This window comes from Streptomyces sp. SID12488, from assembly GCF_010548275.1.
Lineage (GTDB): Bacteria > Actinomycetota > Actinomycetes > Streptomycetales > Streptomycetaceae > Streptomyces.
This window is the reverse complement of the sequence record NZ_JAAGLT010000032.1, coordinates 62,474-88,664: the sequence shown is the minus strand read 5'-3', so window position 1 is coordinate 88,664 and position 26,191 is coordinate 62,474. Positions and strand designations below refer to the sequence as shown.

The window sequence follows — 26,191 nt, the reverse complement described above, 5'->3', positions numbered from 1 at the left end:
GGTCTACCGGACGAGAGGGACCAGACTCATGAGTTCCGTTCTGCGACCGGCGATACCGGGCCAGGAGCCCGCGATCGCCGATCAGCAACCGATCACGGCCGACGTGTACCGGCCGATCTCCTCCCACCTGGCGATCACGCCGCCGGTGAGCGTGGTGATCCCCGCCATGAACGAGGCGGAGAACCTGCCGTACGTCTTCAAGACCCTGCCCGACTGGATCCACGAGGTGATCCTGGTCGACGGCAACTCCACCGACGACACCGTCCAGGTCGCCCGCGACCTGTGGCCCGGCGTCAAGGTGGTCGAGCAGCAGGGCAAGGGCAAGGGGGATGCCCTGATCACCGGGTTCGAGGCCTGCACCGGCGACATCATCGTGATGGTCGACGCGGACGGGTCGGCGGACGGCAACGAGATCGTGTCGTACGTGTCCGCGCTCGTCTCGGGCGCCGACTTCGCCAAGGGCTCGCGCTTCGCCAACGGCGGCGGCACCGACGACATGACGCCGATCCGCAAGCTCGGCAACTGGGCGCTGTGCACGGTCGTCAACAAGAAGTTCGGCGCCCGCTACACCGACCTCTGCTACGGCTACAACGCGTTCTGGCGACACTGCCTCGACAAGATCGACCTCGACTGCACCGGCTTCGAGATCGAGACCCTGATCAACATCCGGGTCGTCAAGGCGGGGCTCAAGGTGCAGGAGATCCCGAGCCACGAGTACCTCCGTATTCACGGCGCGAGCAATCTGCGGGCCGTGCACGACGGGCTGCGGGTCCTGCGGGTGATCCTGAAGGAGCGCTCCAACCGGCGTGCGCTGCGCAGCCGTTCGCACTCCCGCGTTCTCAGCACGAGCCGGGGAGAGTCGTCTTGAACGAGCCGGCCGTCTCGGTGGTCGTCTGCGTCTACACCGAGGACCGCTGGGAGGACATCCTCGCGGCGGTCGCCTCGGTGCGGGCGCAGTCACGGCCGGCCCTGGAGACCCTCCTGGTCGTCGACCACAACCAGGCACTCCTGGCGCGGCTGGCCAAGGAGTACAAGGAGACCGACGAGGTACGGGTGCTCGCCAACGCGGGCCCGCGCGGCCTGTCGGCCGGCCGCAACACCGGGATCGCCGCCTCGTACGGCGGGATCATCGCCTTCCTCGACGACGACGCCGTGGCCGAACGCGACTGGCTGCGTCACTTGGCCGAGGGCTACGCGGACCCCCGGGTGATGGCCGTCGGCGGCCGGACGATGCCGATCTGGGCGTCGGGCCGACGGCCGGCCTGGTTCCCCGAGGAGTTCGACTGGGTGGTCGGCTGTACCTACAAGGGGCTGCCCGGGGGACGCGTCAGGGTCCGCAACGTGCTGGGCGGGAACGCCTCCTTCCGGCGTACGGCCTTCGACGCGGCCGGCGGTTTCGCCACCGGTATCGGACGGGACGGCGACAAGCGGCCGTTGGGCTGTGAGGAGACGGAACTGTGCATCCGGCTCGCCCGGGCCAGGCCCGACGCGGTGCTGCTGATCGACGACCGTGCGGTGATCCACCATCGGGTGCCCGAGGTCCGCGAGCACTTCGGCTACTTCCGCACCCGCACCTACGCCGAGGGCCTGTCGAAGGCTCTGGTCGCCCGAAGTGTGGGCGCGGACAAGGGACTTGAGTCGGAACGCCGCTACACCACCCGGGTGCTGCCCGGAGGGATCGCACGCGGTCTGCGCGACGCCCTGCTGGCCAGGCCGGGCGGCGCGGGCCGGGCGGGCGCGATCGTCGTCGGTGTGCTGACGGCGGCGGGCGGGTACGTCCTCGGGAGCCTGCGGGCGCGCCGGGGCGGGGCCACGTTCACGGTGGTGGAGATCGAGCGGAGCGTCGAAGGGGGGACGGCATGAACGCGCCCGTACCCGTCCTGATGTACCACTCGGTCACCCGGACGCCCAATCCCCCCACTCGTGCCCTCTCCGTGACGCCTGAGGCGTTCGCCGAGCAGATGGCGCTGCTCGCGAACCGGGACTTCCATCCGGTCACCACGGCCCAGCTGGCCGACTCCTGGCGCCGCCCGTTCTCGACGGAGCGGGTGCTGCCCCCGCAGCCGGTCCTGATCACCTTCGACGACGGCTACGAGGGGGTGCACCGGCACGCGCTGCCGGTGCTGGCCGAACACGGCTTCTCCGCCTCGCTGTTCGTCTCGACGGGCTGGCTCCGGGGCGCGCACCGCACCGGTGGCGCTCTCGACACCATGCTCGACTGGGCCCAGGTGCGCGAACTCGCGGCCGTGGGCGTCGAGATCGGCGGCCACAGCCACACGCACCCGGAGCTGGACCAGCTCGACGACGACGCGCTGCGCTTCGAAGTGACGCGTTGCAGGGAGATCGTCGCGGACGAACTGGGCGCCGTACCCGTGTCGTTCGCCTATCCCTACGGCTACTCCAGCCGCCGGGTGCGTACCGCTGTCCGCGAGGCGGGGTTCGCGCAGGCGCTCGCCGTCGGCAACGGTCTGGCACGCCGGGCGCAGGGTCCGTACGCCCTGAAACGCGTCACCGTGCGTCACGGCACCAGTGTCCAGGAGTTCGAGCGGCTGATCGAAGGCCGTGAGATCGCCCGGAACTTCGCCCGGGACCGCGCCCTCACCAAGGGGTACGCCCTGGCCCGCAGAGCACGTCAGGTCCGCCGGAAGGCCATCCGTTCCCGTGTCTGACACGACGACCACACCCACGACCGAGGCCGCCGGCACTCCCGGGGCCCAGACACCCGAGCAGCGTCCTGGGCGGCGGCTGCGGCTACCCGGCTTGGGCGGGGGCCAGGGGGGCGGCAGCCAGCTGTTCCGCAACGCCTACGCGCTGATGCTCAACACCGGTATCTCCGCCGTGCTCGGGCTCGGATTCTGGCTGGCCGCCGCCCGCTACTACTCGGAGTCGGCAGTCGGCCAGAGCTCCGCCGCGATCGCCGCCATGAAGCTCCTCGCCGGTCTCACCGCGGTGACGCTGACGGGTGCCCTGGCCCGCTTCATCCCAGTCGCGGGCCGCGAAACCGGACGGTTCATCTTCCGTACGTACGTGGGCAGTTCGATGATCGTCGCACTGGCAGGCGGTGTCTTCCTGCTCACGCTGAACAGCTGGGGGCCGTCATACCGGTTCCTGCACGGGCCGGTGCCCGCCCTGGGGTTCGTCGGCGCCGTCGTCCTGTGGAACCTGCTCACCCTCCAGGACGGGGTGCTGACCGGGCTGCGCAGCGCGCTGTGGGTACCCGTCGGCAACACGGCGTTCTCGGCGGTCAAGCTGGGGCTGCTGGTCGCCTTCGCGGCGGCGATCCCGACGAGCGGTGTCTTCGTGTCGTGGGTCGCGGCGATCGCCATGTCGGTACTGCCGCTGGGCTGGCTGGTGTTCCGTCGGCTGGTGCCCCGGCACGTCAAGGCGACCGAGGAGCACGCGAAGGCGAACCCGCCGACGCCGAAGGAGATCGGCCGGTTCCTGGCCGGCGACTACACCGGGTCCCTGTTCTCCCTCGCGGTGGTCTACCTGGTGCCGGTGATCGTCGCCTCGCAGGTCAGCTCCACCGACAACGCGTACTTCTACATCACCACCACCATCGGCGGCACGGTCAACCTGCTCGCCATCAACATGGGCGCCTCACTGACCGTCGAGGGCTCGCACGATCCGGCCCGGCTGGCCGCCAACACCCGGGCCGCCCTCAGACGCATGGCACGGATCATGCTGCCGGTCGCCGGTGTGCTGTTCTTCGGGGCGCCCCGGATCTTGGGCGTCTTCGGCTCGGGCTACGCGGACGCGGCGACCCCGCTGCTGCGCTGGTTCGCGGTCGGCGCGGTGCTGCGGGTCGTCATGGAGACGTACTTCGCGGTGCTGCGCGCCCAGAGCCGTACCGGCCCACTCGCCTGGATGCAGGGCCTGTTGTGCGTCCTCGTGCTCGGACTGACGCTGCTGCTGCTCCCCCGGATGGGTCTGACCGGCGCGGGCGTCGCGGAGATCTCGTCCCTCGCGGTGATCGTCGCGCTCGCCGCACCCAGGCTGTACCGGACGGTCATGGCGGCGCCGGCAGACGCCGTACCCGAGGGCCCGGCACCGGACGGGGACCTCGCCGACCTGGGTACACGCGATGTCCTGGCGGCCAACTCCCGCAGGCGCGGACAGGGTTGGGCACGGGACTCGGACACCCTCGCGCTCGGCGTCCGCCTCGACTTCGACCACCTGGAACGCCGCCCGGACGTCCGCCCGGGGCCGGGGACCCCGCCCACGGGGACACCGGCTCCACGTGCGGACCACCGGCCGGCCTGGGCACTGAAACAGGTGGGGCCGGAGGCCCTGGGACTGCCGGTGGAGGGCGCCTCCCGGGACCTCGCCGTGCCGGCGGGCGCGGACGCCGAACTCGCACACGCCGTACAGGCTTCCCTCGTACGGGAGTTGCGCACCCCGCACACCCCACCCGGCGCGACGACACCGCCTCTGCCCTCCCTGCGCGCACGTCTGCTGCCCACCCGGGGCGGACTGGTCCTCGGCGGTCTGCTGATCGCCGCGCTCCTGCTCTACTGGGTGCCCGCGTCCCGCCTCGGCGAGGCCGACCTGGACCGGATGGGCGGGCTCGGGCTGGTCTCCGTACTGCCGCTGCCGACGCTGATCGGGGCCGCGCTGCTGGTCGTGGTGTTCTCGTCGCTGCTGTGGGGGAACCGGGAACACCGCACGCTGCTGGCTCTCACGCTGCTCGCGACCGTCGTGTCGCTGCACGCGCTGCCCGCGGTGATCGAGGCCGAACCGCGGTTCGCGACGGCCTGGCAGCACCTCGGGTTCATCGACTACATCGACCGGACCGGGACCGCCGTACCGGACCTGGACGCGCGCTGGAGCTGGCCGGGCTTCTTCGCGGGGGCCGCGTTCGTGGCGAAGGCCTGCGGGGTCGGTGATCTCACCGAGGTCATCCGCTGGTGGCCCCTGACCATGCAACTCCTGTACCTCGCACCGCTGTTCCTGCTGACGCGCTCACTGCGGGCGAGCTGGCGCGCCAAGTGGACCGGCGTGTGGATCTTCGTCCTGAGCGGCTGGGTGGGCCAGGACTACTTCTCCCCGCAGGGCTTCACCTACCTCCTGTATCTGGTCTTCGTGGCGATCCTGCTGGTGTGGTTCCGGGCGCCGCGGGTGCTGTGGGCGAAGGTGCGGCCCGGCGAGGCGGAGGTCGAGCCGACGGACCGCCGCCAACAGGCCGTACTGCTGGCCGTGTTGATCGTCCTGTTCGCGGCGACGGTCCCGGCGCACCAGCTGACGCCGTTCGTGATGCTGGGCGTGCTGGCGGTCCTGGTCCTGATCGGCAGGTCCGAACTGCGGGGCCTGCCCATCCTGTTCGGCGTGATCGTCGCGGCCTGGGTCGGTTTCATGGCCGAGCCGTACTGGTCGGGGCACTTCGACGAACTCTTCGGCGGGATGGGCGGAGTGGGCGGCAATGTGTCGTCGAGCGTCTCCGGCCGTATCGAGGGCGGCAGTTCGGCCCACAAACTCGTCCTCTACACGCGCGTCCTGCTGGCCGGCGGGGTCATGACCCTCGCCTGCTACGGCTGGTGGCGCCGCCGGGACCACAAGTACCGCGAACGCTCCCTGCTCGTCCTCACCTTCGTCCCGTTCCTGGGCTTCGGCATGCAGTCGTACGGCGGCGAGATGGCCCTGCGCGTCTTCATGTTCGCCCTGCCCGGCGCGGCCCTGCTCGCCGCGCTCGCACTCTTCCCGCGCACCGGTGTCACCCCGAAGGAACAGGAGCGGGACCGGATCAGCCTCGCCCCGCTGGCGGCCCTGATGGCGGGCCTGCTCCTCATGGGCGGCTTCCTGGTGGCCCGTTGGGGCAACGAGTCGTTCGAACGGACCCGCCCCGGCGAGGTCGCCGCGATGAACTACGTGTACGCCCACGACGATCCGACCGTACGGCTGCTGTGGCTGAGCAACGACCTCGTCGACAACGTGACGCCGGCCCTGCCGTGGGGCGCCCGGGACATGGAGAAGGTGCGGTACGAGCCGACGCTCGCACCGGCCGACCCGGTGCTGGTGTCGGGGCTGGTGAAGGCGCTCAAGGACGCGGGCCCCAACTCGTACCTGATGGTCAACCGCAGCCAGGTCGTCTATCTCCAGCTGGACGTGGGCTACTCGGCCGCCTGGGAGCACCGGCTGCTCCAGAACCTGGACGGCCGGGACGAGTTGAAGAAGGTGTTCGTCAACTCCGACGTCACGATGTACGCGCTGCGGCAGCAACCGGAGGGCAGGGTCGCGAAGGCCGATCCCGGCCCGATCGGTCCCCAGGTGACGTGGACACCATGGTCGGTGGTGGGCGGCCTGGCGGCCGTCGCCCTGATCCTGCTGCTCACAGCCCGGGAGGCCGTACGGGTCGCGGTGCGCCCGGGGGTTCGGCAACTGCGGTGGCTGCAGAGCAGCTTCTGGTTCTCGCTGCCGCTGCTGGCGTTGCTGCTGGCCTCGCTGGTGCAGCGGTTCCTGACCATGAAGTGAGGGGGTGCGATGACGGGCGTGATCGCGGGGCGTGGCGGCTGGGGTGAGGTGGCTGGGCCGGTGACTGGCTCAGCGTCTCGGTGGCTGGGTGGCTGGGTGGCTCAGCCACCGAGAGGCCGAGTGGTTCAACCACTGAGCGGCCGAGTGGTTCAACCACTGAGCGGCCGAGTGGTTCGGCCGGCGAGCGGCTCACCCGCTGGGTGGTTGAGTGGCTCAGCCACCGACCGACCCGACCGAGTGACCGAGTGACCGAGTGGCTCAGCCACTGACTGGCTCACCGGCCAACTGACCGAGTGGCTCAGCGGCTGAGCCACTTCACCTCGTACGCGCCCATCCCGAACCGCTTCCCGTCGACCTGCGCGTCGATCGGCCGGTCCAGGACGTTGACGACGAGGACGGCCTTGTCGTCGGCGAGTACGCGCACGTTGGACCGGTCGTCCGGGGCCACCGGGACGGTCCGGTACTCCGTACCCGGCGGGAACGCGGCACCGAAGCGGGAGACGAGGTCGTACATGGGAAGTGCCGCTCCCCCGCTGCCACTCGAGGTGGGAGTCCACAGGCAGCCGGCGCAACCAGCGCCCTGTTCCTCCTCGGGGTTCCAGTAGAAGCCGGAGGAGGCGCCGCCCTTGGCCATCGCGATCAGGCCGGCGGCCTGGACGGCCTCGCGGCGGGTCTCGGACCAGCCGGTGCGGTCGTCGTTGCCGTCGGCGGGCTCGACGTAGTACTCGGCCCACCACAGCGGCAGCCCGCCCGTCCGTGCGCGCACCCACTTGCCGACGGCCGTGAACTTGTCGGTCGCCGCGAACTCGTCGGGCTGCAGTTCGTCGTCCTTGGTGTAGCTGGAGCCGTCCACGACGACGAAGTCGGCGCCCGCCCTGTGGGCGTTCCAGTAGTCGAAGGCGTCGAGGATCCGCTGATCCATGGCGCCCCAGGGCCCCTTGACGGTCGTGGAGGCGTCCGGCTTCTGGCGTGGGTCGAGGCTGTCCATGACGAGGTACGGACCGCCCACCATGATGTCCTTGTCGACCTTCTTCAGCGCCTTGTGGACCAGGTTGTACAGCTCGGTGTAGCCCTCGTAGTCCCAGCGCGCCTCGGTGTTGTTCCAGAAGCCCTTGAACTCGTTCCACACGATGAAGTGGCGTACGTCGGGATAGCGCTTGGCGACAGTCGCGGCGAGCGCGGCGAAGTCCTTGTAGTGCGCGCGCTCCGGGGCGGTCTCCAGGGCGGACTGGCTCCAGTCGGTCTTGTCGGAGCCGGACCTGCCGCCCTTCATCCAGTCCGGGGCGCAGCACAGGGTAACCACCGGGGTGGCGCCGGAGGCGCGCATGAAGTCGATGCGGCGGTCCATCTCCGTGAAGTCGTAACGCCCCTTGACCGGCTCGGGGTTGCCGGCGCCCCAGCCCATGATGTGCTGGTTCTGCGGCAGCCCAGGGTCCTTCGACAGCAGTCCCTCGACCCGTTCGACGGCCGCCCCGCTGCCCTCGTCGGCGCTGAACTGGGTGTGGGTGAAGCCCCATCCGACGTCCGGGTCCGACGACCCGGGCGAGGACACGGACGGTGTGCCGTGCACCTTGTCGCCGTCTCGGGAGGTTCCCGCGGTGCTGCCACCGTTCGACGGCAGTGTGTTGAGCAGGGTCAGGACCAGGGCCAGTGCGGCGGCCCCCACACCGAGCAGGGCGGTGAGCTGCCACCGCCGAGCCCCCGAATTCCACCCATGACGTCCCATCAAGGGCAACAGTAACGGCGGGGTACGGGCGGAGGGCAGACCTCCGCAGCACACAGCCGGGTAACAGAACACGGATGTATCGGATGTACGGGCCGAAGGCGTCGCATTGGGTGACACTCGGCGCGCACCACGGAAACCGGGTGCACTCGGCGTCCGGGTGCCGGATCATGGCGGCATGTCCGCGAACCCGTACGACGCGCTGCCGATCCGGCTCAACGTCGACGACAGTGACTCCCCGTCCGACGTCGTCGACGCGCTGTTCCTCGGCCGCTTCGCGACGGGCGAGCAGCCGTACTCCCACGCGGCGAACATCGACCGCGTACGGTCCGGGGCGACGCTCCTCCCACCGGGCGCCCGCGTCCTGCGCAGCGCCCGTGACGACGACCGCAGCGCGACCCTGGCGGAGGGCGACGGCTGGACCCTCCTGGTGTCCCGCTGGAACCGGGGTGCCGACGTGACGGTGACGGCGACCACCGCCGAGCTGGCCGCGAAGGTCCTCGACCAGGCGACGGACGGCGCGGCGGACGAGCCCGAACCCCAGCCGGAGAACGTGACGATGGGCTTCTGGTACGTGTCCCCGCGCCGGGGCCCGCACCGCACGACCCGCCAGATCTCGGCGGGCACGTGGGACGAGGTGCGCGCCAACTACACCGCGCCGGTCGCTGACGCGATGGACGGCCTGATGAAGACGACGCCGGAGGACATCGCGGGCCGCCTGCTGCTGCTCCACGGCCCGCCGGGCACCGGCAAGACGTCCGCGCTGCGCACGCTGGCCCGCTCCTGGCGGGACTGGTGCCAGGTGGACTGCGTACTGGACCCCGAGCGTCTCTTCTCCGACGTCGGCTATCTGATGGACATCGCGATCGGCGAGGAGGACGGCACGGGCAAGGGCCGCTGGCGTCTGCTCCTCCTGGAGGACTGCGACGAACTGATCAGGGGCGAGGCGAAGCACACGGCGGGTCAGGCCCTCTCCCGTCTCCTGAACCTGACGGACGGTCTCCTCGGCCAGGGCCGCAACGTCCTGGTGGGCGTCACCACCAACGAGGACCTGGAACGCCTCCACCCAGCCGTCGTCCGCCCCGGCCGCTGCCTGGCCCGCATCGAGGTGGGCCCCCTGACCCGCCGGGAGGCAACGACGTGGCTGGGCGCGGAGGAGGGAGTGGGCCGCGAGGGCGCAACCCTGGCCGAGCTGTACGCCCTGCGCAGAGGCACATCCCCGACAACAGTCCCGGACCAGAGAGAGGGAGCGGACGCGGGCCTGTACCTGTAGTCACCGGGGCGTGCACAGGGGCGCAGCAATCCGCAGGCCTTTCAGAGGCGCGGCGAACCGCAGGCTTTTGAGGGGCGCGGGGAACTGCGCCGCGTTGAACACGCCGGGAACCGCAGGCCTTTGAGGGGCGCGGGGCTGTGTCGATCTGCGGCTCCGCCGCGTGGGCGCGACAAGCCCCCACGGCGCCGCAGCCAAAGAACCACGCCCTCTCACCCCTGATAGGCCGCCCGCAGGGCATCCCTGACGGCGTCGAGTGCCGCCCCCTCCCCCAGCCCCAGCCGCCGAACCCGCTCCGCATACTCCTGCGCGGCAACCGCCGCACCCCGCTCCGCAGCCGAGCCCGCGGCAGCGATGTACGTTCCGTTGCGCCCCCGCGTCTCGATCACCCCGTCCGACTCCAGCGCCCGATACGCCTTCGCGACCGTGTTCGCGGCGAGGCCGAGCGACTCGGCAAGCCCTCGCACGGTGGGCAACCGGTATCCCACCGGCAGTGTCCCGGCCCGGGCCTGCTCGGAGATCTGGGCGCGCACCTGCTCGTAGGGCGGCGCGCTGTCGTCGACGCGGATCTTCAAGGTCACGCTGCGATTGTCCCGTACCGGCCGGAAAATGAGAGGCACCCGCCGTATCTCCCCGCGTAACGTCCGAGCTCATGACAGTGACCGTGCGTGCCCTCCGCACCGAAGACCGGCCCGGCGTCGAGGCGTTCGCCCACGTCCGGCGCATCGCGCTCCCCTTCCTCCTGTTCACGCCGGAGGCCGTCGCGTACGACATCGCGCACGCCCACCCCGACGCCCACTACCGGGCACTCGTCGCCGAGGAGGATGGCGAGGTCATCGGCACCGCCCAGACCGCGGTCGTCCACGACAGCCCGGAGCCCGGCCAGGGATACGTCAACGTGTACGTGCACCCGGAGCGGACCCGTCGTGGCGCCGGCGAGCTCCTCGTCCGTACCGCCGAGGGGCACCTCGCCGCGGCGGGGGTGACGAGGTCCTTCTCCTGGGTGCTGGACGCCCCCGGCAACCGCGCCTTCGCCGAACGTCACGGCTACCGCTCCAGCCGCAACGCGCACTTCCTCCGCCTGGACCTGGCGAACGGCGAGCTGCCCCCGCTCCAGGACCCCCCGCCCGGCGTCGAACTCCGTACGGCTGCCGACTTCGCCGCCGATCCACGTCCTCTGTTCACCCTGGACGCAGAGACGACACTGGACGAACCGAGCGATGTGGACTACGAGTTCACGGACTACGAGGCCTGGCTCCGCGAGACCTGGCAGCACCCGCTGCTCAGCCACGAGCTGACCTCGGTCGCCGTCGTCGACGGCCGCCCCGCCGCCTTCAGCGCGGCCCGTACCGACGGCGCCACCCGCTACGGCACCGTGATGACCGGCACCGCCCGCGACTTCCGTGGCCGCGGCCTCGCGAAGCTCGCCAAGAACGACTCCCTGCACCGAGCCCGCGCAGCCGGGTACACGGAGGCCCTCACCGGCAACGACGCCGGGAACGGCCCGATGATCGCCATCAACAACTGGTTCGGATACGAGATCTGCGCCACGGAGGTGCGGTATGTCCGCGAACTCGACTGAGGCCACAGCCCAGTCCGCACCCAGGGTGAACGTCGTCCTGGTCAAGGCCGGTCGCACGAAGATCAGTTACCCCGCCGAGCTGCTCCACGACGACGGCACACGCCTCGCCGTACGCGCCCCCTGGGCCGGCGACGGAGTCCGTGACTTCGGCTTCGTCCGCTTCGAGCCCGGTGACGTGTTCACGGAGTACTACTGGCGGGACCGCTGGTACTCCGTGAAGGAGGTCCGTGCCGCGACGGGCACGCTGAAGGGCTGGTACTGCGACATCGCCCGCCCGGCGACGCTCGCCGGCACCGAACTGGTCGTCGAGGATCTCGACCTGGACCTGTGGCTCTCCGCCGACGGCACGGACGTACGACGGCTGGACGAGGACGAGTTCGAGGAGAGCGGTCTGGCGCGGTCGGACCCGCGGGCCGCGTCCGCCGCCGTGTCGGCCCTCGACGAGCTGGAGTCGCTGGCACGCGAGGGCGGCTTCGAGGCACTGCTCGCCTGAAGCCGCTCGTCCGAACCTGTTCGTCGGAGCCTCCTCGCGTGCCTACAGCTGGGCCAGCACCGCGTACCGCTCGTCCTCGACCTCGCGTCCCCACAGCCGGGCGTCGCCGGACAGCCGCTCCACGCGGACGTCCGTGGCGAGGGGCACGAGCAGTGCGCTGAGCGTGTCGGCGGGTATGCCTGCCGGGCTGACCGTCCCCCACACGCCCTCGACGAGCACCAGCCGCCCGCCGGCCCTGAGCAGCCCCTGCCAGTGGCGCAGCGCGCGTGCGGGGTCGGGCAGCGTCCACAGGACGTGCCGTACGAGCACGACGTCGAAGCGCTCCTCCCCGACCGGAGGAGCCGCCGCGTCGCCGACGAGGAACACCGCGGCGCGGCCGGCCAGCTTGCTCCGGGCGTGCTCGACCATGGCCTCGGACGCGTCCACGCCGGTGACGCGGTGTCCCTGTTCGGAGGCGAGGAGCGACAGGCTGCCGGTGCCGCAGCCCAGGTCGAGGACGTCGGCCGGGCGGTCCGGCAGCCAGGAGCGCAGCCGGACCGCCCAGGCCTCACGCACGAGCGGGTCGCGCAGGCCGTGGTCGGGCTCGTCGTCGAAAGTGGCCGCCTCGGCGTCCCAGTCGGTGTAGGTCATGGGCCCAGAGTGACACCCGCCACTGACAATCGAATCGTGACGGCCGCCACTGACAGACCGGCGCCGATGAGTCACCCTCCCGGAAATGGTCTATCTCCGCGAAAACGCGGAACCCGGTGGACCGAAGGAGGCAGCCATGCGCCGCGTAACCGTGCAGAAGCCCCTGAAGAAGTCCGACACCCGGCGGGTGCGGAAAGAGGCCGACGAGCGCACCACCGAGCGTCCCGAGGTCCGCAAGGACATCGCCCGCACCTGGTGGCCGGACGGCTGAGTCGGGGCGCCCTACCTGAGCGCAGTCCGAACCCTTCCTTAAGTCGACCATAAGGATCTCCCCCACCCGCCTCCAGCAGGCGATTCAGCGGTTTCCTGGGGCTAGTTTGCTGAGCGCCCCCGATCGACCGTTGCGAGGAGATCCCGCATGCCCGCACGCCGCCGCACGGCCGCCGCGATCACCACCGTCACCACCCTCGGTGTCGCCGCGCTCGCCCTGGGCGCCACGCCCGCGTCCGCGCACGGCTCCATGGGCGATCCGGTCAGCAGGGTCGCCCAGTGCTACGCGGAGGGCCCCGAGCATCCCGCGTCGGCCGCGTGCCGGGCGGCGGTCGCGGCAGGCGGTACACAGGCGCTCTACGACTGGAACGGCATCCGCATCGGTGACGCGGGCGGGCGGCACCAGGCGCTGATTCCGGACGGCGAACTGTGCAGCGCGGGCAACGACGAGTTCAGGGGCCTCGACCTGGCCCGCGCCGACTGGCCTGCGACGGGCGTGCGCGGCGGGTCGTACACCTTCAGGTATCGCGTGACCGCCCCGCACAAGGGCACCTTCGTGGTGTACCTCACCAAAACGGGCTACGACCCGGCCCAGCCCTTGTCCTGGGCCGACCTGGACCTCGACCACCCGGTCGCGACGGCGACGGACCCGGTCGCTGCGGGTGGCTTCTACACGTTCTCCGGCACTCTGCCGCAACGTTCCGGCAGAGAGCTCCCGTACGCGATCTGGCAGCGCTCGGACAGCCCGGAGGCGTTCTACTCGTGCTCCGACGTGACGTTCGGCGCGAGTTCGGGTGCGGGCGAAGGGGCGGGCGAGGGGGCAGGAACCGGTGCGTCGAGCGGCGCCTCCGCACCCTCCGAGGAGCAGATCGCGGACGGTGCCGACGAGTCGACGGTCGGACACACGGGGCATGCGGAGGCGAAGGCGGAGGGCAGTACGTCCGCGGACGCCTCCCCCGACCCATCCCCCGCCAACTCATCCCCCGGCACACCATCCGCCACGTCCGTCAGCGCGCCGGTCGCGCAGCCGAAGGCAGCGGGCGCCGCGGTGAACCTCGCCGAGACCGGCGGCACTTCCGGCACCTCGTACCTCGCAGTGGGCGGCGCGGGCGCCCTGGCGGTGGGCGCCGCCGCCCTGTTCCTCTCGGTCCGCCGACGCGCGGTGGGCGGCGGCGGACGATCCGGCCGCTGACCTGTCACTCCGTTCGCCGGGGCATGGCCGGCGGCTCAGGCCTGCCATGCCCCGGCGGACGATCCCCGACCGGAGTCAGCCGACCGCCGACAGACAGGTGGTGGCGGTGGCGTGCGCCGGGTCGAGTGCGTTCGTCACCTCGTGGAACGCGATCCGGTCGAGCAGCCCGATGGCGGCATGCTCGGAGAGATCCAGCGGGCACAGGTCCTGGATCAGGACGTTGTGTACGTCGGAGCCGCTCAGGAACTGGCTGCGGTACGGCGTGACCACCTCGTCGTACCGGGTCGCGAGGACCGTGTAGCTGACCCCCGGGACGGTGTCACCGCCCGCGTTGAGCTTGGCGAGGAAGGCGGACCCGGCCACCTGTTCGGCGAGAGCGGGGGTGGCCGTGGTGAGGAGGTCGTCGGCCCCTGGGAAGTACTTCAGCAGGTTGGTGAGACCGCTCAGGGTGGTGCCGTGGTTGCTGGGCGCGATACCGACGAAGGTGTGCACCTCGGCGGCGCCGCCGAGGAACTTGAGGTAGTAGCGGGGCATCATGCCGCCCTGCGAGTGGCCGACGAGGTCGGTCTCGGCGGCGCCGGTCGCGGCAAGCACCTTGTCGACGAAGGCGGCGAGCTGCTCGGCCGACCTGTCGATGGGGCCGAGGCCGTAGAAGAGGGGTACGCCGGGCAGTTGACCGTAGTCGAGCGAGAACACGCAGTAGCCGCGGTTCACCAGGTACGGTGCGAGGGTGAGCCAGTTGTCCACTCCGTTGGCGAAGGTGCCGTGGACGAGGACGACGGGGCGGGGATGTGCGGCGGACGGCTTGCAGGAGTAGTCGTTCCAGCCCCTGCTGGAGGCGGATTCGGCTTGCGTCTCGGTCTGCGTTGCGGTCTGCGATTCGGCCTGCGCGGTGGCGACGGGCACGGCGGTGGCCGCGGCGGCCAGCAGCAGTGCGGCAAGAGGTCTGAGCGCACGTTTCCAGGGCAGCATCGAGTGATCTCCTTGCGGCTCAAGGGAGTTGCGACGGCTCTACGCCCTGTGATCCGGATCACTGGATGTCGTTCACTCGTCAAGTTACGGGCGAGTAGCGCAACGGGGAAGTTACGCGTCGGTAAAAGATTTCCACCACAACCAGAAACTGTGATAGTGGGTCACTACACCCCACCCAGCGCATCGTTATCCGTTCGAAATGCGACTCGGCCCGCATCCCACTCGCGGGTCCCGTCGCATTTGAGACTTCGGAGACATCGACCCCGCCGGACGCGGCGGAAGCTGACGCCCTGTCGGCTGCAGTGGCCAGACGTGGGCCGGGGACCCGTGTCGGCCAACCCGGCCTCCGCCCACACCGTCCCGCCAGGCTTCCGTCAGGCGGCACGGCACCGGCAGCGGCCTCAAGAGCACCGGGCAGGCGCTGCGTGAACCGGTCGGCCTGGAAGGGCGGCCCCGACTTCCTCCTCGACATGACGTACGGCTCGGACGGCCGCCCCGGCCGCAGGCTGCGCGTGGGCACGTCCCGCCTCGACCGGCAGGGCACCCCGCACGCGTGCGGGTACGGGGCCAACCCGACCGGCTACACCTGGCCGGCCGAGTCGGCATCCGCGCGGTGGCCGCCGGGGACTCCGCGATCTCCCCCGGTATCACCCGCAAGCTGATCGACACCTTCCCCAGCCGGCGGGCCGGTCCCGCACCCGGGCACGAACTCCGGCGCGCCGACCTCACCGAAGCCGAACGCGAGGAGCCGCCCGCCATGGCTGGCGGCTCCAACAACACGGAGATCGCCGAGAGCCTGCACCTCGCCGAGTCCACCGTGAAGTCCCACCTCAGCCGTATCCTCGCCAAGATCGGCGCCCGGGACCGCGTACAAGCGGTGATCTTCGCGTACGACGCGGGCCTGGTACGCCCGGCCTGAGTCGCGTCGGTGTCAGTCGGCCAGCGCCGCCGGACGTACGGCCTCCGGCCCGAAGCGCCGCCGGGCACGGTCCGCGGCGGCTTCGACGGCGTGGGCGCGATCGTCGCCCGGATCCATGGAGAGTTGGCGGTAGGCGCTGTCGGCCGGCAGCAGGACGTCGGCACGGATCACGAAGGCGCGAACTCTCGCCCGTTGCAGCCCAAGGGCGTTCAGCAGACCCAGGGCGGTTACCGCGAGGGCGGGTGAATGGCTGGTGGGTTCCGACAGCGTGCGCGTACGCGTGGTGGAACTGCTGTCGGCGTACCGCACGGTGAGGGTGAGCCGACTGGTGATCTGGCGTTCGCCGCGCAGGCGTTGGCCTATCTGGTCGGCGAGCCCCAAGACTGCTCGGTGATGCTGTGCCGGGTCGAGACAGTCCCGCTCCAGCGCCAGGTCGGCGACCAGATTCGCCGCAGGTTCCACCGAGGTGACCGGGCGTGGGTCGTGTCCACGGGCGCGCTCGGCCAGCAGCCGGGCGGGACCTGCACCGAGCAGTCGCTGCAGGGTTCCGGCGGGCAGATCGCCGACCTGCCCGATGGTGTGCAGGCCGTATCTGCGTAGCGTCTCCGCTGTGGTGCGGCCGATCCCGGGCAGAGCAGTGACCGGCCGCGGATACAGCCAGTCGGCCACGTGGCTGGTGGGCACCCAGGTGGTGTCTCCCGGTGCAGAGGCGTCGGCGGCCATGGCCGCCAGCATGCGGTTGCCCGCGAGCCCGGCACTGCTGTCGATGCCGTACAGCGCCTTCAGCCTCATCTTCGCCAACTGGACCACGTTGTAGGGAGACAGATCGAAGTACCGGAGCGCCGATGTCAGCTCCAATTGCACGGCGTTGGGCGGGACGGCCTGGACATGAGGCGTGACACCAGACATCAGTTCGATTACATCGGCGTACTGATTCCCGGTCAGCACAGCGTGCAGGTAAAGGTGGGCAATATGGCGCTGCCGCATGATCACCCCGTTCATCCCGCGCTCCCGGGGCTGCGGTGACCGAACTTCTTCAGGTCGGCCGAGCGGGTTCCCGCGGGCTGGAGGTCGGCGTACGGGTGCAGCCGGGCGCCGGTGCTGCCGTTGGCCAGGGTCCGCTGCGGCTGTACAGGGGTCGGGTGCGGGTGGCTGGCGCCGAGGAGGGCGAGGGCCGCCTGGGGACCGTTGTCGCGGCGGGCGGCGGCGATCTCGTCCAGGTCCCAGGCCATGGAGCCGACGACGGTACGACGGGTGCCGCGCACCTGGACCGTGCCGCGCACCAGCAGCAGCCCGCTGTGGAAGACGGTGTACGCGCACGCCGGATGCGAATCCTCGAAGAAGGCCAGGTCGACCAGGCCCGAGCCGTCCTCCAGCGTCACGAAGATGACCCTCTTGCCGCTGGCGATCGGCGGGGTCTGGGTGGAGGCCCGTACCCCGGCGACGAGCACCTGTTGACCGGCACGCAGCCCGGCCAGATGGGCCGCGTCGGTCGCGCCGATCTCCCGCAACAGCCGGTGATGGTGCTCCATCAGATGCCTCGAGACGTCGATGCCGAGGGTGTTCAACTCGGCGCTGAGGGCCTCGCGTCCGGTCATCTCGGGCAACCCGCTCGGTTCCACTCCACCAACAGCCCCTGCGTCGATGGGCAGTTGACCCGAACCCGTGGTCCGGCTGCGGGACTGCCGGTGCAACTCGGCGATCTGGAGCAGCAGATCGCGCCGGGTGAGGCGGCCGTCGTGGAGACAGTTCAGGGCGCCGATCTCGGCGAGGCGTTCGGCGACCGGCCTGCTGGGCCTGCCCCGCTGCCAGAAGTCCGACAGCGATCCGTACGGCTGACCCTCCTCGATCCGGGCGCACTCCTCCTCGCCGATGCCGTGCACCCCGGACAGCGCGAGCCGCACACCCCACCGCTCCCCGTCGTCCTTCTCCACGGTGTGCCTCACCCGGGAGCGGTTGATGTCGACGGGCAGAACCTGCACGCCGCCCCGGCGGGCGTCGGCGACCAGGACGCGCTTGGGCCACATCCCGGGGTCGTGTTCGAGCAGGCCTGCCAGCAGGAACGCCGGGTAGTGGGCCTTGAGCCAGGCGCTCTGCAGGGCCGGTACGGCGAAGGCGACCGCGTGGGCCCGGCAGAAACCGTACGCACCGAAGGCCTCGACGGTCTTCCAGACCTCGTCCCGCACGGCCGCGCTATAGCCACGCGCGCGTGCCAGGCCGTGGAACCACTCCTTGATCCTCGGCAGTCGGCCCTTGTCGCCAAGTGCCCTTCGGGCGATCTCCGCCAGTGCGCGGTCGCAGCCGGTCATCACCGCGAAGGTCTCGATGATCTGCTCGTGCCAGATGGTCACGCCGTAGGTGTCGGCGAGCACCGGCTCCAGATCCGGATGGGCGTACACCGGTGTGCCGCCGTGCCGGGCCGCGATGTACCGCTCGGGCATGCCGCCCGCGACCGGGCCGGGGCGGAAGAGGCTGATGTCGGCGATCACGTCCTGCGGGTCGCGAGGCTGAAGCCGAGACAGGAGGTCCTGCTGGCCGGGCGACTCCAGCTGGAAGAGACCCAGGGTCCGGCTCTCCTGGATGAGCTTGAACGCGAAGACGTCGTCGAGCGGCACCTGCCGAGGGTCGTCGAGGTCGATGCGGTTGCCGGTGGTCCGTTCGATCTCGGTGATCGCATGAGCCATCGAGGACAACATCCGGACGCCCAAGACGTCCAGTTTGATATTGCCCAGCGCCTCGATCTCCCCCTTTGCCGCCATGGCCATGGGGTAGTCACCCTGCGGGGTGGGCTGCACCGGCAGCCGGTCCAGGAGGGTGGCGTCGCTGATGACGACGCCGCAGGGGTGCATGGCCATGCCGTGGACCAGGGAGTCGAGGCCTTCCGCCAGCTCCCACAGTGGTCCGAACCGGTGCGCCTCGGCTGCCAGTTGACGCAGCTCGGGCAGCTCGGCGAGGGCGCCGGTGATGTCGGAGGCGCGCAGGTGCGGAAAGCTCTTGGCGATCCGGTCGACGTCCGCCGGGGCGATACCGAGGGCGAGACCGACATCCCTGAGCGCCCTGCGTGCCCGGTAGGTCTCGGGCATCGCGGTGACGGCGACCCGTTCCTTGCCGAACCGTTCGAAGATCGTGTCGTAGCACTCCAGACGCCGGGCGGACTCCACGTCGATGTCGATGTCGGGCAGCGAGGCGCGGCGCACGCTGAGGAAGCGTTCGAACAGCAGGCGGTGGTCGAGCGGGTTCGCGGTGGCGATGTCCAGGGCGTGGCAGACCAGTGAGCCGGCGCCCGAGCCGCGGGCTGCGACCCGGATGCCCTTGGCCCGGATGTCGGCGACGACCTGGCCGACGGCGAGGAAGTACGAGTCGTAGTCCAGGTGGGAGATCACGGCGAGCTCCTGGTCCAGCCGGTCGAGCGCCTCACGGTCTCGGTCGAGGCCGCGTCGGGCCAGGCCTTCCTCGCACTGCCTGCGCAGCAACTGTGCGGCTCCGTCCGCTCTATCCGCTCTGCCCACTCCGTTCGCTCCGCTCGCCCGATGCACCTGATGCGTTCGATGCTCGGCGCCGAAGAGCGAGGGTTCCGGGAAGTGCCGGGTGCCGAGCCCGAGGTCCGACACCGGGTCGAGGCGGCACGAGGCCGCCGTGTCCGTGGTGTCCGCCATCAGTCGGCGGGCTCTTCGGACGTCCGCTCCGGCGCACTCGGCGACCATCCGCGCGACGACCGCCATCCCTCTCTCGTCCTTGAGCCACCGCTGCCCGGTGTCGAGGCGACGCGGGTCGATGGGCCGCAGCAGCCGGGCGGCGTCCAGAACGTCGGCGAGGCGGTGCTGGCCGGGATCGGCGTAGCGGACGGCGTTGGTTAGGACGGCGGGGGTACGGGTGCGGTCGGCCAGGGCGAGGGTGCGGGCGGCCAGACGGAGGGATCCCGAACCTGTGCCGAAACGTTTCTGTGCAACGGCTTCCAACCGGACCCCCCTCCCGAAGATCTCCTTCCACGGCGCCAGCAACCGCACCGCGACATCCTCCCGGCCCACCGCCAGCGCCCGCACCGGCTCCGAGAGCGGGCCGAGCAGCACGGTCAGACCCGGGCCGCCGTACTCACGCAGCGCCTCCCACGGCACCATCACCGGCGCCGCGCCGGACGCCGTACCGACATGCGCGGCCGAGGTGATCCGGCACAGCCGCGCCCATCCGGCCCGGTCCTGTGCGAGCAGCGTGAAGCGCAGCGGCGGCTCGACCACATGGGCGCCGCCGCGCACCGGGGTACGGCGCCGCCGGTCCGGGGGCGGCGGCGCGAGGGCGGCCACCGCTAGGTCGACGCCGAAGATCGGCCGCACCTCTTCCTTCTTACAGGCCCGGGCGAACCGTACGGCACCGGTGACCGTGTCCCGGTCAGTGAGGGCCAGCGCCCCCATGCCGCGTTCGGCGGCCCGCCGGGCGAGCTGCTCGGGATGGGAGGCGCCGTAGCGGGCGGAGTAACCGGACGCGACGTGCAGATGGGCGAAGCCCGTCATGCCGCACCTCCATCACTCCACCCCTTTTCAGCCACTCAATCGATCACCAGTTCGATACTCGACTCACGCTTATTCGCACTTCCGTTCGATTGATTCGTTCACTCTAGCCCCATCGGCCCCGGTCAGCGACCTGATCAAGGTCGACTGCGGGCGATCAAAGGTCGTCGGCGCCGTCACCGCCCGCTCCGCAGGGCCTCGCGAACGACGAAATCCCGCCCCTGGAAACCAGGGGCGGGACCGTCGCGGACCGATCGGCCCGCGAAAGGGATGACGCGTGCCAGGAGAGGCCTCAGCCGATCTGCGTACCGGTGGCCGACAGCGCCTCCGTGACCGGCTGGAAGAAGGTCTCCCCGCCCGCGCTGCAGTCACCGCTGCCACCGGAGGTGAGGCCGATCGCGCTGCTGCCCGAGAAGAGCGAGCCACCGCTGTCACCGGGCTCGGCGCAGACGTCGGTCTGGATGAGCCCGTTGACGATGTCGCCGTTGCCGTAGTTCACGGTCGCGTTCAGACCGGTGACCGTGCCGGAGTGCACCTGGGTCGTGGAGCCGCTGCGGGTCACAGACTGGCCGACAGTGGCCGAGGCGGCGCCGGTGATCCGCTGGGAGCTGCCGTTGTAGAGGTTGACCTGGCTCGGGTGAGCGACGCCGGCCGTGTACTTGACCAGGCCGTAGTCGTTGCCGGGGAAGCTGGACGACTCGTTCTGGCCGATCACACCGGACGAGTCGGACCACGTCGAGATCGACTCGGTGCAGTGCCCGGCGGTCAGGAAGTACGGCTCGCCGCCCTTGACCACGTTGAAGCCGAGCGAGCAGCGGCCACCGCCACCGGTGATCGCGTCGCCGCCGGCGACGAAGGTCCTGAACTCCCCCTTCGTACGCTGGAGTTCGGCCGTGCCACCGAGGTCGTCGACGACCTTGGTGAGCTTGGTCCACTCGGCCGCGGAGACCGTGCGGTCGGCGGTGACGACGACCTTGTTGGCCGTCGGGTCGACCGCCCACGAGGTGCCGGGGATGGTCGCGTCCTGCTTCAGGGTCGTACGGGCGCTATCGAGTTCGGCGACCGAGTTCTCGACGAGCCGGGCCCGGGCGCCTGCCGACTCGACCGTCCGGGCCGCCGCTTCGTCGAGCACGTTGACGACGAGGTTCTTCGTCTTCGCGTCGTAGTACGTTCCCGCGACGTCGGCGCCGAGGTCCTTGCCGAGCGTCGAGGCGACCTTTCCGGCCGCCAGAACCGAAAGGACTCTGGGTTCGGGGGCCTTGATGACCTCACTCGCGTTCGCACTCTGGAAGGTCACTCCCGCGGCGACGAGTGCGGTGATGCCCGCACCCACCACGGTGGCACGGCGCCTGGATATGCGTCGATGCTTCAACTTGCGTCCTCCTGTGGGGGGTTCGGCAGGGAGGTTGTGGGGACCTTCCTTGCCGGTTGAACGCCACCCACTATTCCGAGGCGTCCGGGGAGCACACAAGGTCGACTTCAGGACGCGCGTAGACAAACGAGCGCGCGCCCCCATCCGCAGACCCACCTTGACCGTCCACGGTCATCTCACGATTGCTTCACAAATATTCGCACTGCAAACACTACGTGTGAGTAACGAATAGGCAGACCGTAAGGTCTAGTCCTGTCTTGAATTCGCCCTCTCGGGGTTCAATTCCAACAGGGACTCGGCGGACGGCAGTTGCTCCCGCACCGATTGCTCTGCCCGCTCGGCGATCTCCGGCGGCGCCCCTTCCTGCGACGCCCGCGCCACCTGTGTCAGCCTCGCAGAGGGCGCGACCGGCTGTGCCGCCACTGGTGCGGCCGGCGGCGCGACCGGCTGCTGGGCTCGTTCCAGGAAGCGGAGCAGTTCCACCGGGAAGGGCAGGACGAGTGTCGAGTTCTTCTCGGCCGCGACCGCCACCACCGTCTGGAGCAGGCGGAGTTGGAGTGCGGCGGGCTGCTCGGACATCACCTCGGCGGCCTCCGCGAGCTTCTTCGAGGCCTGCAACTCCGCGTCCGCGTTGATGATCCGCGCCCGGCGTTCACGGTCGGCCTCGGCCTGCCGGGCCATCGAGCGCTTCATGGTCTCCGGCAGGGAGACGTCCTTGATCTCGACCCGGTCGATCTGCACACCCCAGCCGATCGCCGGGCTGTCGATCATCAACTCCAGGCCCTGGTTGAGCTTTTCGCGGTTGGACAGCAGCTCGTCCAGGTCGCTCTTGCCGATGATCGAGCGCAGCGAGGTCTGCGCCATCTGGGAGACCGCGAACCGGTAGTCCTCGACCTGGATGACCGCCTCGGCCGCGTCGACCACCTTGAAGTAGACGACCGCGTCGACCCGGACCGTGACGTTGTCCCGTGTGATGCCCTCCTGCGCGGGCACGGGCATCGTCACGATCTGCATGTTGACTTTGCGGATCTTGTCCACGAAGGGCACGATCACGGTGAACCCCGGCCCGCGCACATTCGACGAGAGCCGCCCGAGCCGGAACACCACACCCCGCTCGTACTGTTTGACGACCCGCGCCGCAGCCGCCACATACAGCGCTCCGACGGACGCGACAGCGACTCCCGCCGTCACCAGCTCCTCGACCATGCCGGCCCCCAGGGTCCGAAGTGGGCGTATGCAGGGGAGACTTCCTGTGCTGCCGATACTTCCCGTACTTGTTCCCGCGCTTCTTCCCGCACTCCGAAGGTAACTCCGTCGGGCGGACAAGGGCGAGCCCTCGAACGCGAGTCGCGTACGAGGGCTCTCCTGCTGCTGCCGGCTGCAGGTCAGGCCGTGCGGAAACCGATGGTGCCGTGGCCTTGCCCTAGAAGACGCTGACGCCGTAGGCGCTCAGGGCCTCCGTGACGGGCTGGAAGAAGGTCGTACCACCGGAGGAGCAGTTGCCACTGCCGCCCGAGGTCAGACCGTAGGCGACGCCGCCGTTGGAGTAGAGCGGGCCGCCGGAGTCGCCGGGCTCGGCGCAGACCGTGGTCTGGATCATGCCGTAGACGACGTCGCCGCCGCCGTAGTTCACGGTCGCGTTCAGCGCGGTGACCCGGCCGCTGTGGATGCCGGTGGTGGAACCGCGGCGGTAGACCGTGGTGTTCACGGACGGGGTGGCGGCGCTGGTGATGTCGACGCTGCCGACGCTGCCCGAGATCGAGCTGACGGGGTAGCTGCTCGCGTACTTGACGATCCCGTAGTCGTTCGTCGGGAAGCTGGAGCCCGAGGTCGCACCGAGCAGAGTCGTACGACCGGAGTTGGACCACCAGTTGCCCGCACCGTCGGTGCAGTGACCGGCGGTCAGGAAGTAGTAGGTGGAGCCGCTGCGAACGTTGAATCCCAGGGAGCAGCGCCAGCTACTCGCATAGATTGCGTCGCCGCCGGAGATCAGTTTGCTGAACTTGCCCGGGGTCTTCTTGATGGTGATGGCGTCGGCGGTGGTGCCCGCCTGGCGCTTGATCTTCGCGATCTCCGCTTTGGAGACCGTGCTGTCGACGGTGACGACGACGCGGTTCGTCTTGGCGTCGACGGCCCAGGCGGTGCCCGGGATATCGGCCTTGAGCACCGAGCCGCTCGCCTTGGTGAGCTGGGCGGTGCTGAAGGTGTTGACGTCGGCGGCGGTCGCGTTGGGGATCGCGATGGCGGCTGCGGCAACGAGTCCGGTGCTGACGGCGATCAGCCGGGTCCGTCTCGTGATGCCACTGCGGGGGGTGGTGCGCTTGATCCTCACTTGTCGTTCCTCCACATGGGAAGTCGGGGGCCCGCGTGGGGTCGGGGCCCGTGAGGCGCAGTCAGGGTCTGTTCCGTCCGGATTCCGAACTTGCTGTGACCCTGACAAGCGCTGAGTGGGAGTATTCGGCCATTCAACCGATCGACGCAAGGGCGCCTTTCGGCCGCACGCTGTTCAACCCCCGTACAGTCCGCAGGAGTTGATCAAGGAACCACGGCGTTCTGACGAAGGTTTCGCTCCCCTGCGGCTATCGCGACGCCCAGCGTATTGCCCGGCGGCGGAAAGGGGCAGACGAAATGGTCGGCGAACGCACACGGTGGGAGCAGGGACCGGTTGAAGTCCACCGTTGTGCGCCCCTCGGCGTCCGGAGCCGCGGGGGCGCAGGAACCGGAAGCGATAACTGCCGTCACCACTGGTCGAGTCGGCGAAGACGGCCCACAGCGTGCCGTCCTCCTCGACGCTCACGCGCAGCGCCTGCTCCTGCCCGCCGAGCGAGAATGTCAGTTCACCGCCGAGCCCGAGCCCACGCTCGCGCCCGTCCGCGTTCGCGACGCGCACAGTGCACCGCCCGTCGTACGGCGCGAACCGGCCGGGTACCGACCAGCGCGGGTCGTACGGGGTCGCCTCGATGCCCTTGAACACCGTGCGCGTCTCCGCGGCGGGGTCGAAGTCGCGTACACCCCAGCTGCCCTCGCGCACCAGTACGACCAGGCGTCGTTCGCCGAGCCCGACCCGGGCCACGCCCGCCGGACCTGCGTCGGCGGTCAGCCGGACCTCCCCGGCGAAGGGCTCGCCGTCGAGCGTCAGCCCGTCCTCGGCCCCGGCGTCCAGGACGATCCCGTCACCGTCGGCCGTCCAACGGCCGGGGATGGCCGGAAGTCGACCGTCCGGAAAGTCCTCGAGCCAGTGCGTACCGACGAGCGCGAGGGGCCCGTAGGAAGCCGACACCGTCTCGATGCGCCGTTCGTGCCACTTCTGCCACGCCTCGGCCCCGTCCGCCGTCATGAACCCACTCCAGAACGCACGCCAGCTCACTCCCTGGAAACCCACCATGCGCCGCCTTCGGCACACGCCCCGGACCACGCGGTCCGCGCGCGGCCCGTACACAACCTGTATGTCATCTTTGTAAGTGCGGCGCTCAGTCAGCCCGGCCATACGGGTTCGCCCAGCCCGAGGTGCGAGCGCAGCGTGACCCCTGCGTATTGCGTACGGAACGCGCCACGTTCCTGGAGCAGCGGCACGACCCGGTCCACGAACTCGTCCAGGCCGCCCGGGGCGAGACGCGGGACGAGATGCGGGACGAGGACGAACCCGTCGGCCGCGCCCTCCCGCACGAACATCTCAAGGGCGTCGGCGACCGACCTCGGGGTCCCGACGAAGGAGTCCCGGCCGCTCACCTCGGCGACGGTCTGCCGGATCGACAGCCCCCTGGTCCGGGACAGGGCCCGCCACTGTTCGGCCACCTTCACCGGATCGGCGGCCCTGACCCGCCCCTGCGCCAGGGCGGGCTCCGGCACCGGGTCGAAGTCGGGAAGCGGACCGTCGGGGTCGTAGGAGGAGAGATCGGTGCCCCAGACCTGCTCCGCGGCGAGGATGGCGTGCTCGGGCGAGACCTGTTGCCGGCGGATCCCGGCGGCCTTCTCCCGCGCCTCGGCGGCGGTGTCCCCGAGCACGAAGGTCACCCCGGGCATGATCTTCAGGTCCCCGGGCGCCCGCCCGTACTTCGCGAGCCGCCCCTTGACGTCGGTGTAAAAGGCTCGGCCGGCTTCCGGGCTCCCGTGCCGCGTGAGGACCACGTCGGCGGACGACGCGGCGAACTCCCGCCCCTGCTCCGAGTCCCCCGCCTGGATCACCACCGGATGCCCCTGCGGCGAGCGCGGTACGCCGAACTCACCCGCGATGTCGAAGTGTTGACCCCGGTAGGCGAAGGGCCTGGTCACCCCGTCCGGCATCCAGGAGTCCCACAACTCCCACGCCGCATCGAGGAACTCGGCCGCGCGCGGGTACCGCTCGGCCGGGTCGAGGAAGTCGCCGCGCCGGAAGTTCTCGCCGATGGAGGCGCGGGAGGAGGTCACCACGTGCCAGGCGGTCCGGCCATCGCTGAGATAGTCCAACGTGGCGAATCCACGGGCCAGTTCGTACGGTTCGTTGAAGGCCGCGTCGGCCGTGGCGGCGAGCCCGATCCGCTCGGTGACGGCGGCGAGCGCGTCCAGGACGGTGATCGGCTCGGGCTGCCCGACCACGTCCAGGTCATGGACCCGGCCCAGGTTTTCGTGCGGCCACAGCCCCTCCGCGAGGAGCAAGAAGTCGAACATCCCACGCTCGGCGGTCCTGGCGAGCCGCTCGAAGGAGGAGAACGAGGAGAACCCGGCCTGCGGCCCCGCCCCCGGGCCGGCCCGCACGGCGGTGCCGTCGACGCCCGGAAAACACGCCGCGAGGTGCATCTGCCCCCGCCCCGGCGCC

The 26,191-nt window shown here is 70.4% G+C and carries 19 protein-coding genes and 2 pseudogenes; 10 read left to right on the top strand and 11 right to left on the bottom strand.

What is annotated here, in order from left to right:
- Positions 1-28 precede the first annotated feature (28 nt).
- From G3I56_RS35090 to G3I56_RS35075, 4 genes are read left to right on the top strand one after another with little or no spacing between them, the layout of a single operon-like run.
- Positions 29-868 carry a glycosyltransferase family 2 protein gene (locus tag G3I56_RS35090; protein ID WP_164416202.1) on the top strand — a complete coding sequence of 280 codons (840 nt, stop codon included), beginning with the start codon at positions 29-31 and terminating at the stop codon, positions 866-868.
- Positions 865-1,863, top strand: a complete 999-nt coding sequence (locus tag G3I56_RS35085) for a glycosyltransferase family 2 protein (protein ID WP_164416200.1) — start codon at positions 865-867, stop codon at positions 1,861-1,863. Before G3I56_RS35090 ends, G3I56_RS35085 begins: the two co-directional genes overlap by 4 nt.
- Complete coding sequence (locus G3I56_RS35080; protein ID WP_164416198.1) at positions 1,860-2,669, top strand: polysaccharide deacetylase family protein; 810 nt, start codon at positions 1,860-1,862, stop codon at positions 2,667-2,669. Before G3I56_RS35085 ends, G3I56_RS35080 begins: the two co-directional genes overlap by 4 nt.
- Positions 2,662-6,468 carry a lipopolysaccharide biosynthesis protein gene (locus tag G3I56_RS35075; protein WP_164416196.1) on the top strand — a complete coding sequence of 1,269 codons (3,807 nt, stop codon included), beginning with the start codon at positions 2,662-2,664 and terminating at the stop codon, positions 6,466-6,468. The genes G3I56_RS35080 and G3I56_RS35075 overlap by 8 nt, the downstream gene beginning before the upstream one ends.
- 298 nt (positions 6,469-6,766) lie before the next feature.
- On the opposite strand, the gene G3I56_RS35070 is transcribed toward G3I56_RS35075, so the two are convergent.
- Complete coding sequence (locus G3I56_RS35070; RefSeq protein ID WP_164416194.1) at positions 6,767-8,194, bottom strand: xylan 1,4-beta-xylosidase; 1,428 nt, start codon at positions 8,192-8,194, stop codon at positions 6,767-6,769.
- A gap of 175 nt (positions 8,195-8,369) precedes the next feature.
- On the opposite strand from G3I56_RS35070, the gene G3I56_RS35065 reads away from it, so the two are divergent.
- A complete protein-coding gene (locus tag G3I56_RS35065; protein WP_164416192.1) occupies positions 8,370-9,464 on the top strand; it encodes a DUF5925 domain-containing protein in 1,095 nt (364 codons plus the stop codon).
- 209 nt (positions 9,465-9,673) lie between these two features.
- On the opposite strand, the gene G3I56_RS35060 is transcribed toward G3I56_RS35065, so the two are convergent.
- Entirely contained in the window at positions 9,674-10,042 is a 369-nt protein-coding gene (locus tag G3I56_RS35060; protein WP_164416190.1) for a GntR family transcriptional regulator, read from the bottom strand.
- Positions 10,043-10,113: 71 nt separating this feature from the next.
- On the opposite strand from G3I56_RS35060, the gene G3I56_RS35055 reads away from it, so the two are divergent.
- Both G3I56_RS35055 and G3I56_RS35050 read left to right on the top strand, forming a co-directional pair.
- Complete coding sequence (locus tag G3I56_RS35055) at positions 10,114-11,043, top strand: GNAT family N-acetyltransferase (RefSeq protein WP_164416188.1); 930 nt, start codon at positions 10,114-10,116, stop codon at positions 11,041-11,043.
- Complete coding sequence (locus tag G3I56_RS35050) at positions 11,024-11,536, top strand: DUF402 domain-containing protein (RefSeq protein WP_164416186.1); 513 nt, start codon at positions 11,024-11,026, stop codon at positions 11,534-11,536. The genes G3I56_RS35055 and G3I56_RS35050 overlap by 20 nt, the downstream gene beginning before the upstream one ends.
- Positions 11,537-11,578: 42 nt before the next feature.
- Here G3I56_RS35050 and G3I56_RS35045 read toward each other — a convergent pair whose 3' ends face one another.
- The gene (locus tag G3I56_RS35045; RefSeq protein WP_164416185.1) at positions 11,579-12,166 is read right to left on the bottom strand and encodes a class I SAM-dependent methyltransferase; all 588 of its coding nucleotides are present in this window, start codon (positions 12,164-12,166) and stop codon (positions 11,579-11,581) included.
- Positions 12,167-12,302: 136 nt separating this feature from the next.
- Between G3I56_RS35045 and G3I56_RS44875 the strand changes: the two genes are divergently transcribed.
- Together G3I56_RS44875 and G3I56_RS35040 are read left to right on the top strand one after the other, a co-directional pair.
- Positions 12,303-12,437 carry a hypothetical protein gene (locus G3I56_RS44875; protein WP_275406918.1) on the top strand — a complete coding sequence of 45 codons (135 nt, stop codon included), beginning with the start codon at positions 12,303-12,305 and terminating at the stop codon, positions 12,435-12,437.
- Between the two features lie 147 nt (positions 12,438-12,584).
- Entirely contained in the window at positions 12,585-13,628 is a 1,044-nt protein-coding gene (locus G3I56_RS35040; protein WP_164416183.1) for a lytic polysaccharide monooxygenase, read from the top strand.
- A gap of 75 nt (positions 13,629-13,703) precedes the next feature.
- Here G3I56_RS35040 and G3I56_RS35035 read toward each other — a convergent pair whose 3' ends face one another.
- Complete coding sequence (locus tag G3I56_RS35035) at positions 13,704-14,600, bottom strand: alpha/beta fold hydrolase (protein WP_164416180.1); 897 nt, start codon at positions 14,598-14,600, stop codon at positions 13,704-13,706.
- A gap of 601 nt (positions 14,601-15,201) precedes the next feature.
- Here G3I56_RS35035 and G3I56_RS35030 point away from each other — a divergent pair.
- Positions 15,202-15,519: pseudogene (locus G3I56_RS35030) on the top strand (response regulator transcription factor); the annotation flags it as partial.
- 12 nt (positions 15,520-15,531) lie between these two features.
- Here the strand turns inward: G3I56_RS35030 and G3I56_RS35025 are convergent.
- The 7 genes and pseudogenes from G3I56_RS35025 to G3I56_RS34995 form a co-directional block, all read right to left on the bottom strand.
- Positions 15,532-16,512 (bottom strand): ImpB/MucB/SamB family protein, encoded by a 981-nt coding sequence (locus tag G3I56_RS35025; RefSeq protein ID WP_164416251.1) that lies wholly within the window; start codon positions 16,510-16,512, stop codon positions 15,532-15,534.
- 5 nt (positions 16,513-16,517) lie between these two features.
- Positions 16,518-20,027 carry a DNA polymerase III subunit alpha gene (gene dnaE / locus G3I56_RS35020; protein ID WP_164416178.1) on the bottom strand — a complete coding sequence of 1,170 codons (3,510 nt, stop codon included), beginning with the start codon at positions 20,025-20,027 and terminating at the stop codon, positions 16,518-16,520.
- Positions 20,028-20,316: 289 nt separating this feature from the next.
- Complete coding sequence (locus G3I56_RS35015) at positions 20,317-21,396, bottom strand: S1 family peptidase (RefSeq protein ID WP_164416176.1); 1,080 nt, start codon at positions 21,394-21,396, stop codon at positions 20,317-20,319.
- Between the two features lie 246 nt (positions 21,397-21,642).
- Positions 21,643-22,602 carry a slipin family protein gene (locus G3I56_RS35010; RefSeq protein WP_164416174.1) on the bottom strand — a complete coding sequence of 320 codons (960 nt, stop codon included), beginning with the start codon at positions 22,600-22,602 and terminating at the stop codon, positions 21,643-21,645.
- 217 nt (positions 22,603-22,819) lie between these two features.
- Entirely contained in the window at positions 22,820-23,728 is a 909-nt protein-coding gene (locus G3I56_RS35005) for a S1 family peptidase (protein WP_164416172.1), read from the bottom strand.
- Positions 23,729-23,931: 203 nt separating this feature from the next.
- A pseudogene (locus G3I56_RS35000) lies at positions 23,932-24,733 on the bottom strand (DUF1684 domain-containing protein).
- Between the two features lie 137 nt (positions 24,734-24,870).
- Positions 24,871-26,172 (bottom strand): NtaA/DmoA family FMN-dependent monooxygenase, encoded by a 1,302-nt coding sequence (locus G3I56_RS34995; protein WP_164416249.1) that lies wholly within the window; start codon positions 26,170-26,172, stop codon positions 24,871-24,873.
- Positions 26,173-26,191 lie beyond the last annotated feature (19 nt).

Coding starts and splice junctions, on each gene's coding strand:
- G3I56_RS44875 (WP_275406918.1), top strand. CDS start 12,303: ATGCGCCGCGTAACCGTGCAGAAGCCCCTGAAGAAGTCCGACACCCGG.
- G3I56_RS35050 (WP_164416186.1), top strand. CDS start 11,024: ATGTCCGCGAACTCGACTGAGGCCACAGCCCAGTCCGCACCCAGGGTG.
- G3I56_RS35035 (WP_164416180.1), bottom strand. CDS start 14,600: ATGCTGCCCTGGAAACGTGCGCTCAGACCTCTTGCCGCACTGCTGCTG.
- G3I56_RS35010 (WP_164416174.1), bottom strand. CDS start 22,602: ATGGTCGAGGAGCTGGTGACGGCGGGAGTCGCTGTCGCGTCCGTCGGA.
- G3I56_RS35070 (WP_164416194.1), bottom strand. CDS start 8,194: ATGGGACGTCATGGGTGGAATTCGGGGGCTCGGCGGTGGCAGCTCACC.
- G3I56_RS35065 (WP_164416192.1), top strand. CDS start 8,370: ATGTCCGCGAACCCGTACGACGCGCTGCCGATCCGGCTCAACGTCGAC.
- G3I56_RS34995 (WP_164416249.1), bottom strand. CDS start 26,172: ATGCACCTCGCGGCGTGTTTTCCGGGCGTCGACGGCACCGCCGTGCGG.
- G3I56_RS35080 (WP_164416198.1), top strand. CDS start 1,860: ATGAACGCGCCCGTACCCGTCCTGATGTACCACTCGGTCACCCGGACG.
- G3I56_RS35045 (WP_164416185.1), bottom strand. CDS start 12,166: ATGACCTACACCGACTGGGACGCCGAGGCGGCCACTTTCGACGACGAG.
- G3I56_RS35040 (WP_164416183.1), top strand. CDS start 12,585: ATGCCCGCACGCCGCCGCACGGCCGCCGCGATCACCACCGTCACCACC.
- G3I56_RS35090 (WP_164416202.1), top strand. CDS start 29: ATGAGTTCCGTTCTGCGACCGGCGATACCGGGCCAGGAGCCCGCGATC.
- dnaE (WP_164416178.1), bottom strand. CDS start 20,027: ATGACGGGCTTCGCCCATCTGCACGTCGCGTCCGGTTACTCCGCCCGC.
- G3I56_RS35055 (WP_164416188.1), top strand. CDS start 10,114: ATGACAGTGACCGTGCGTGCCCTCCGCACCGAAGACCGGCCCGGCGTC.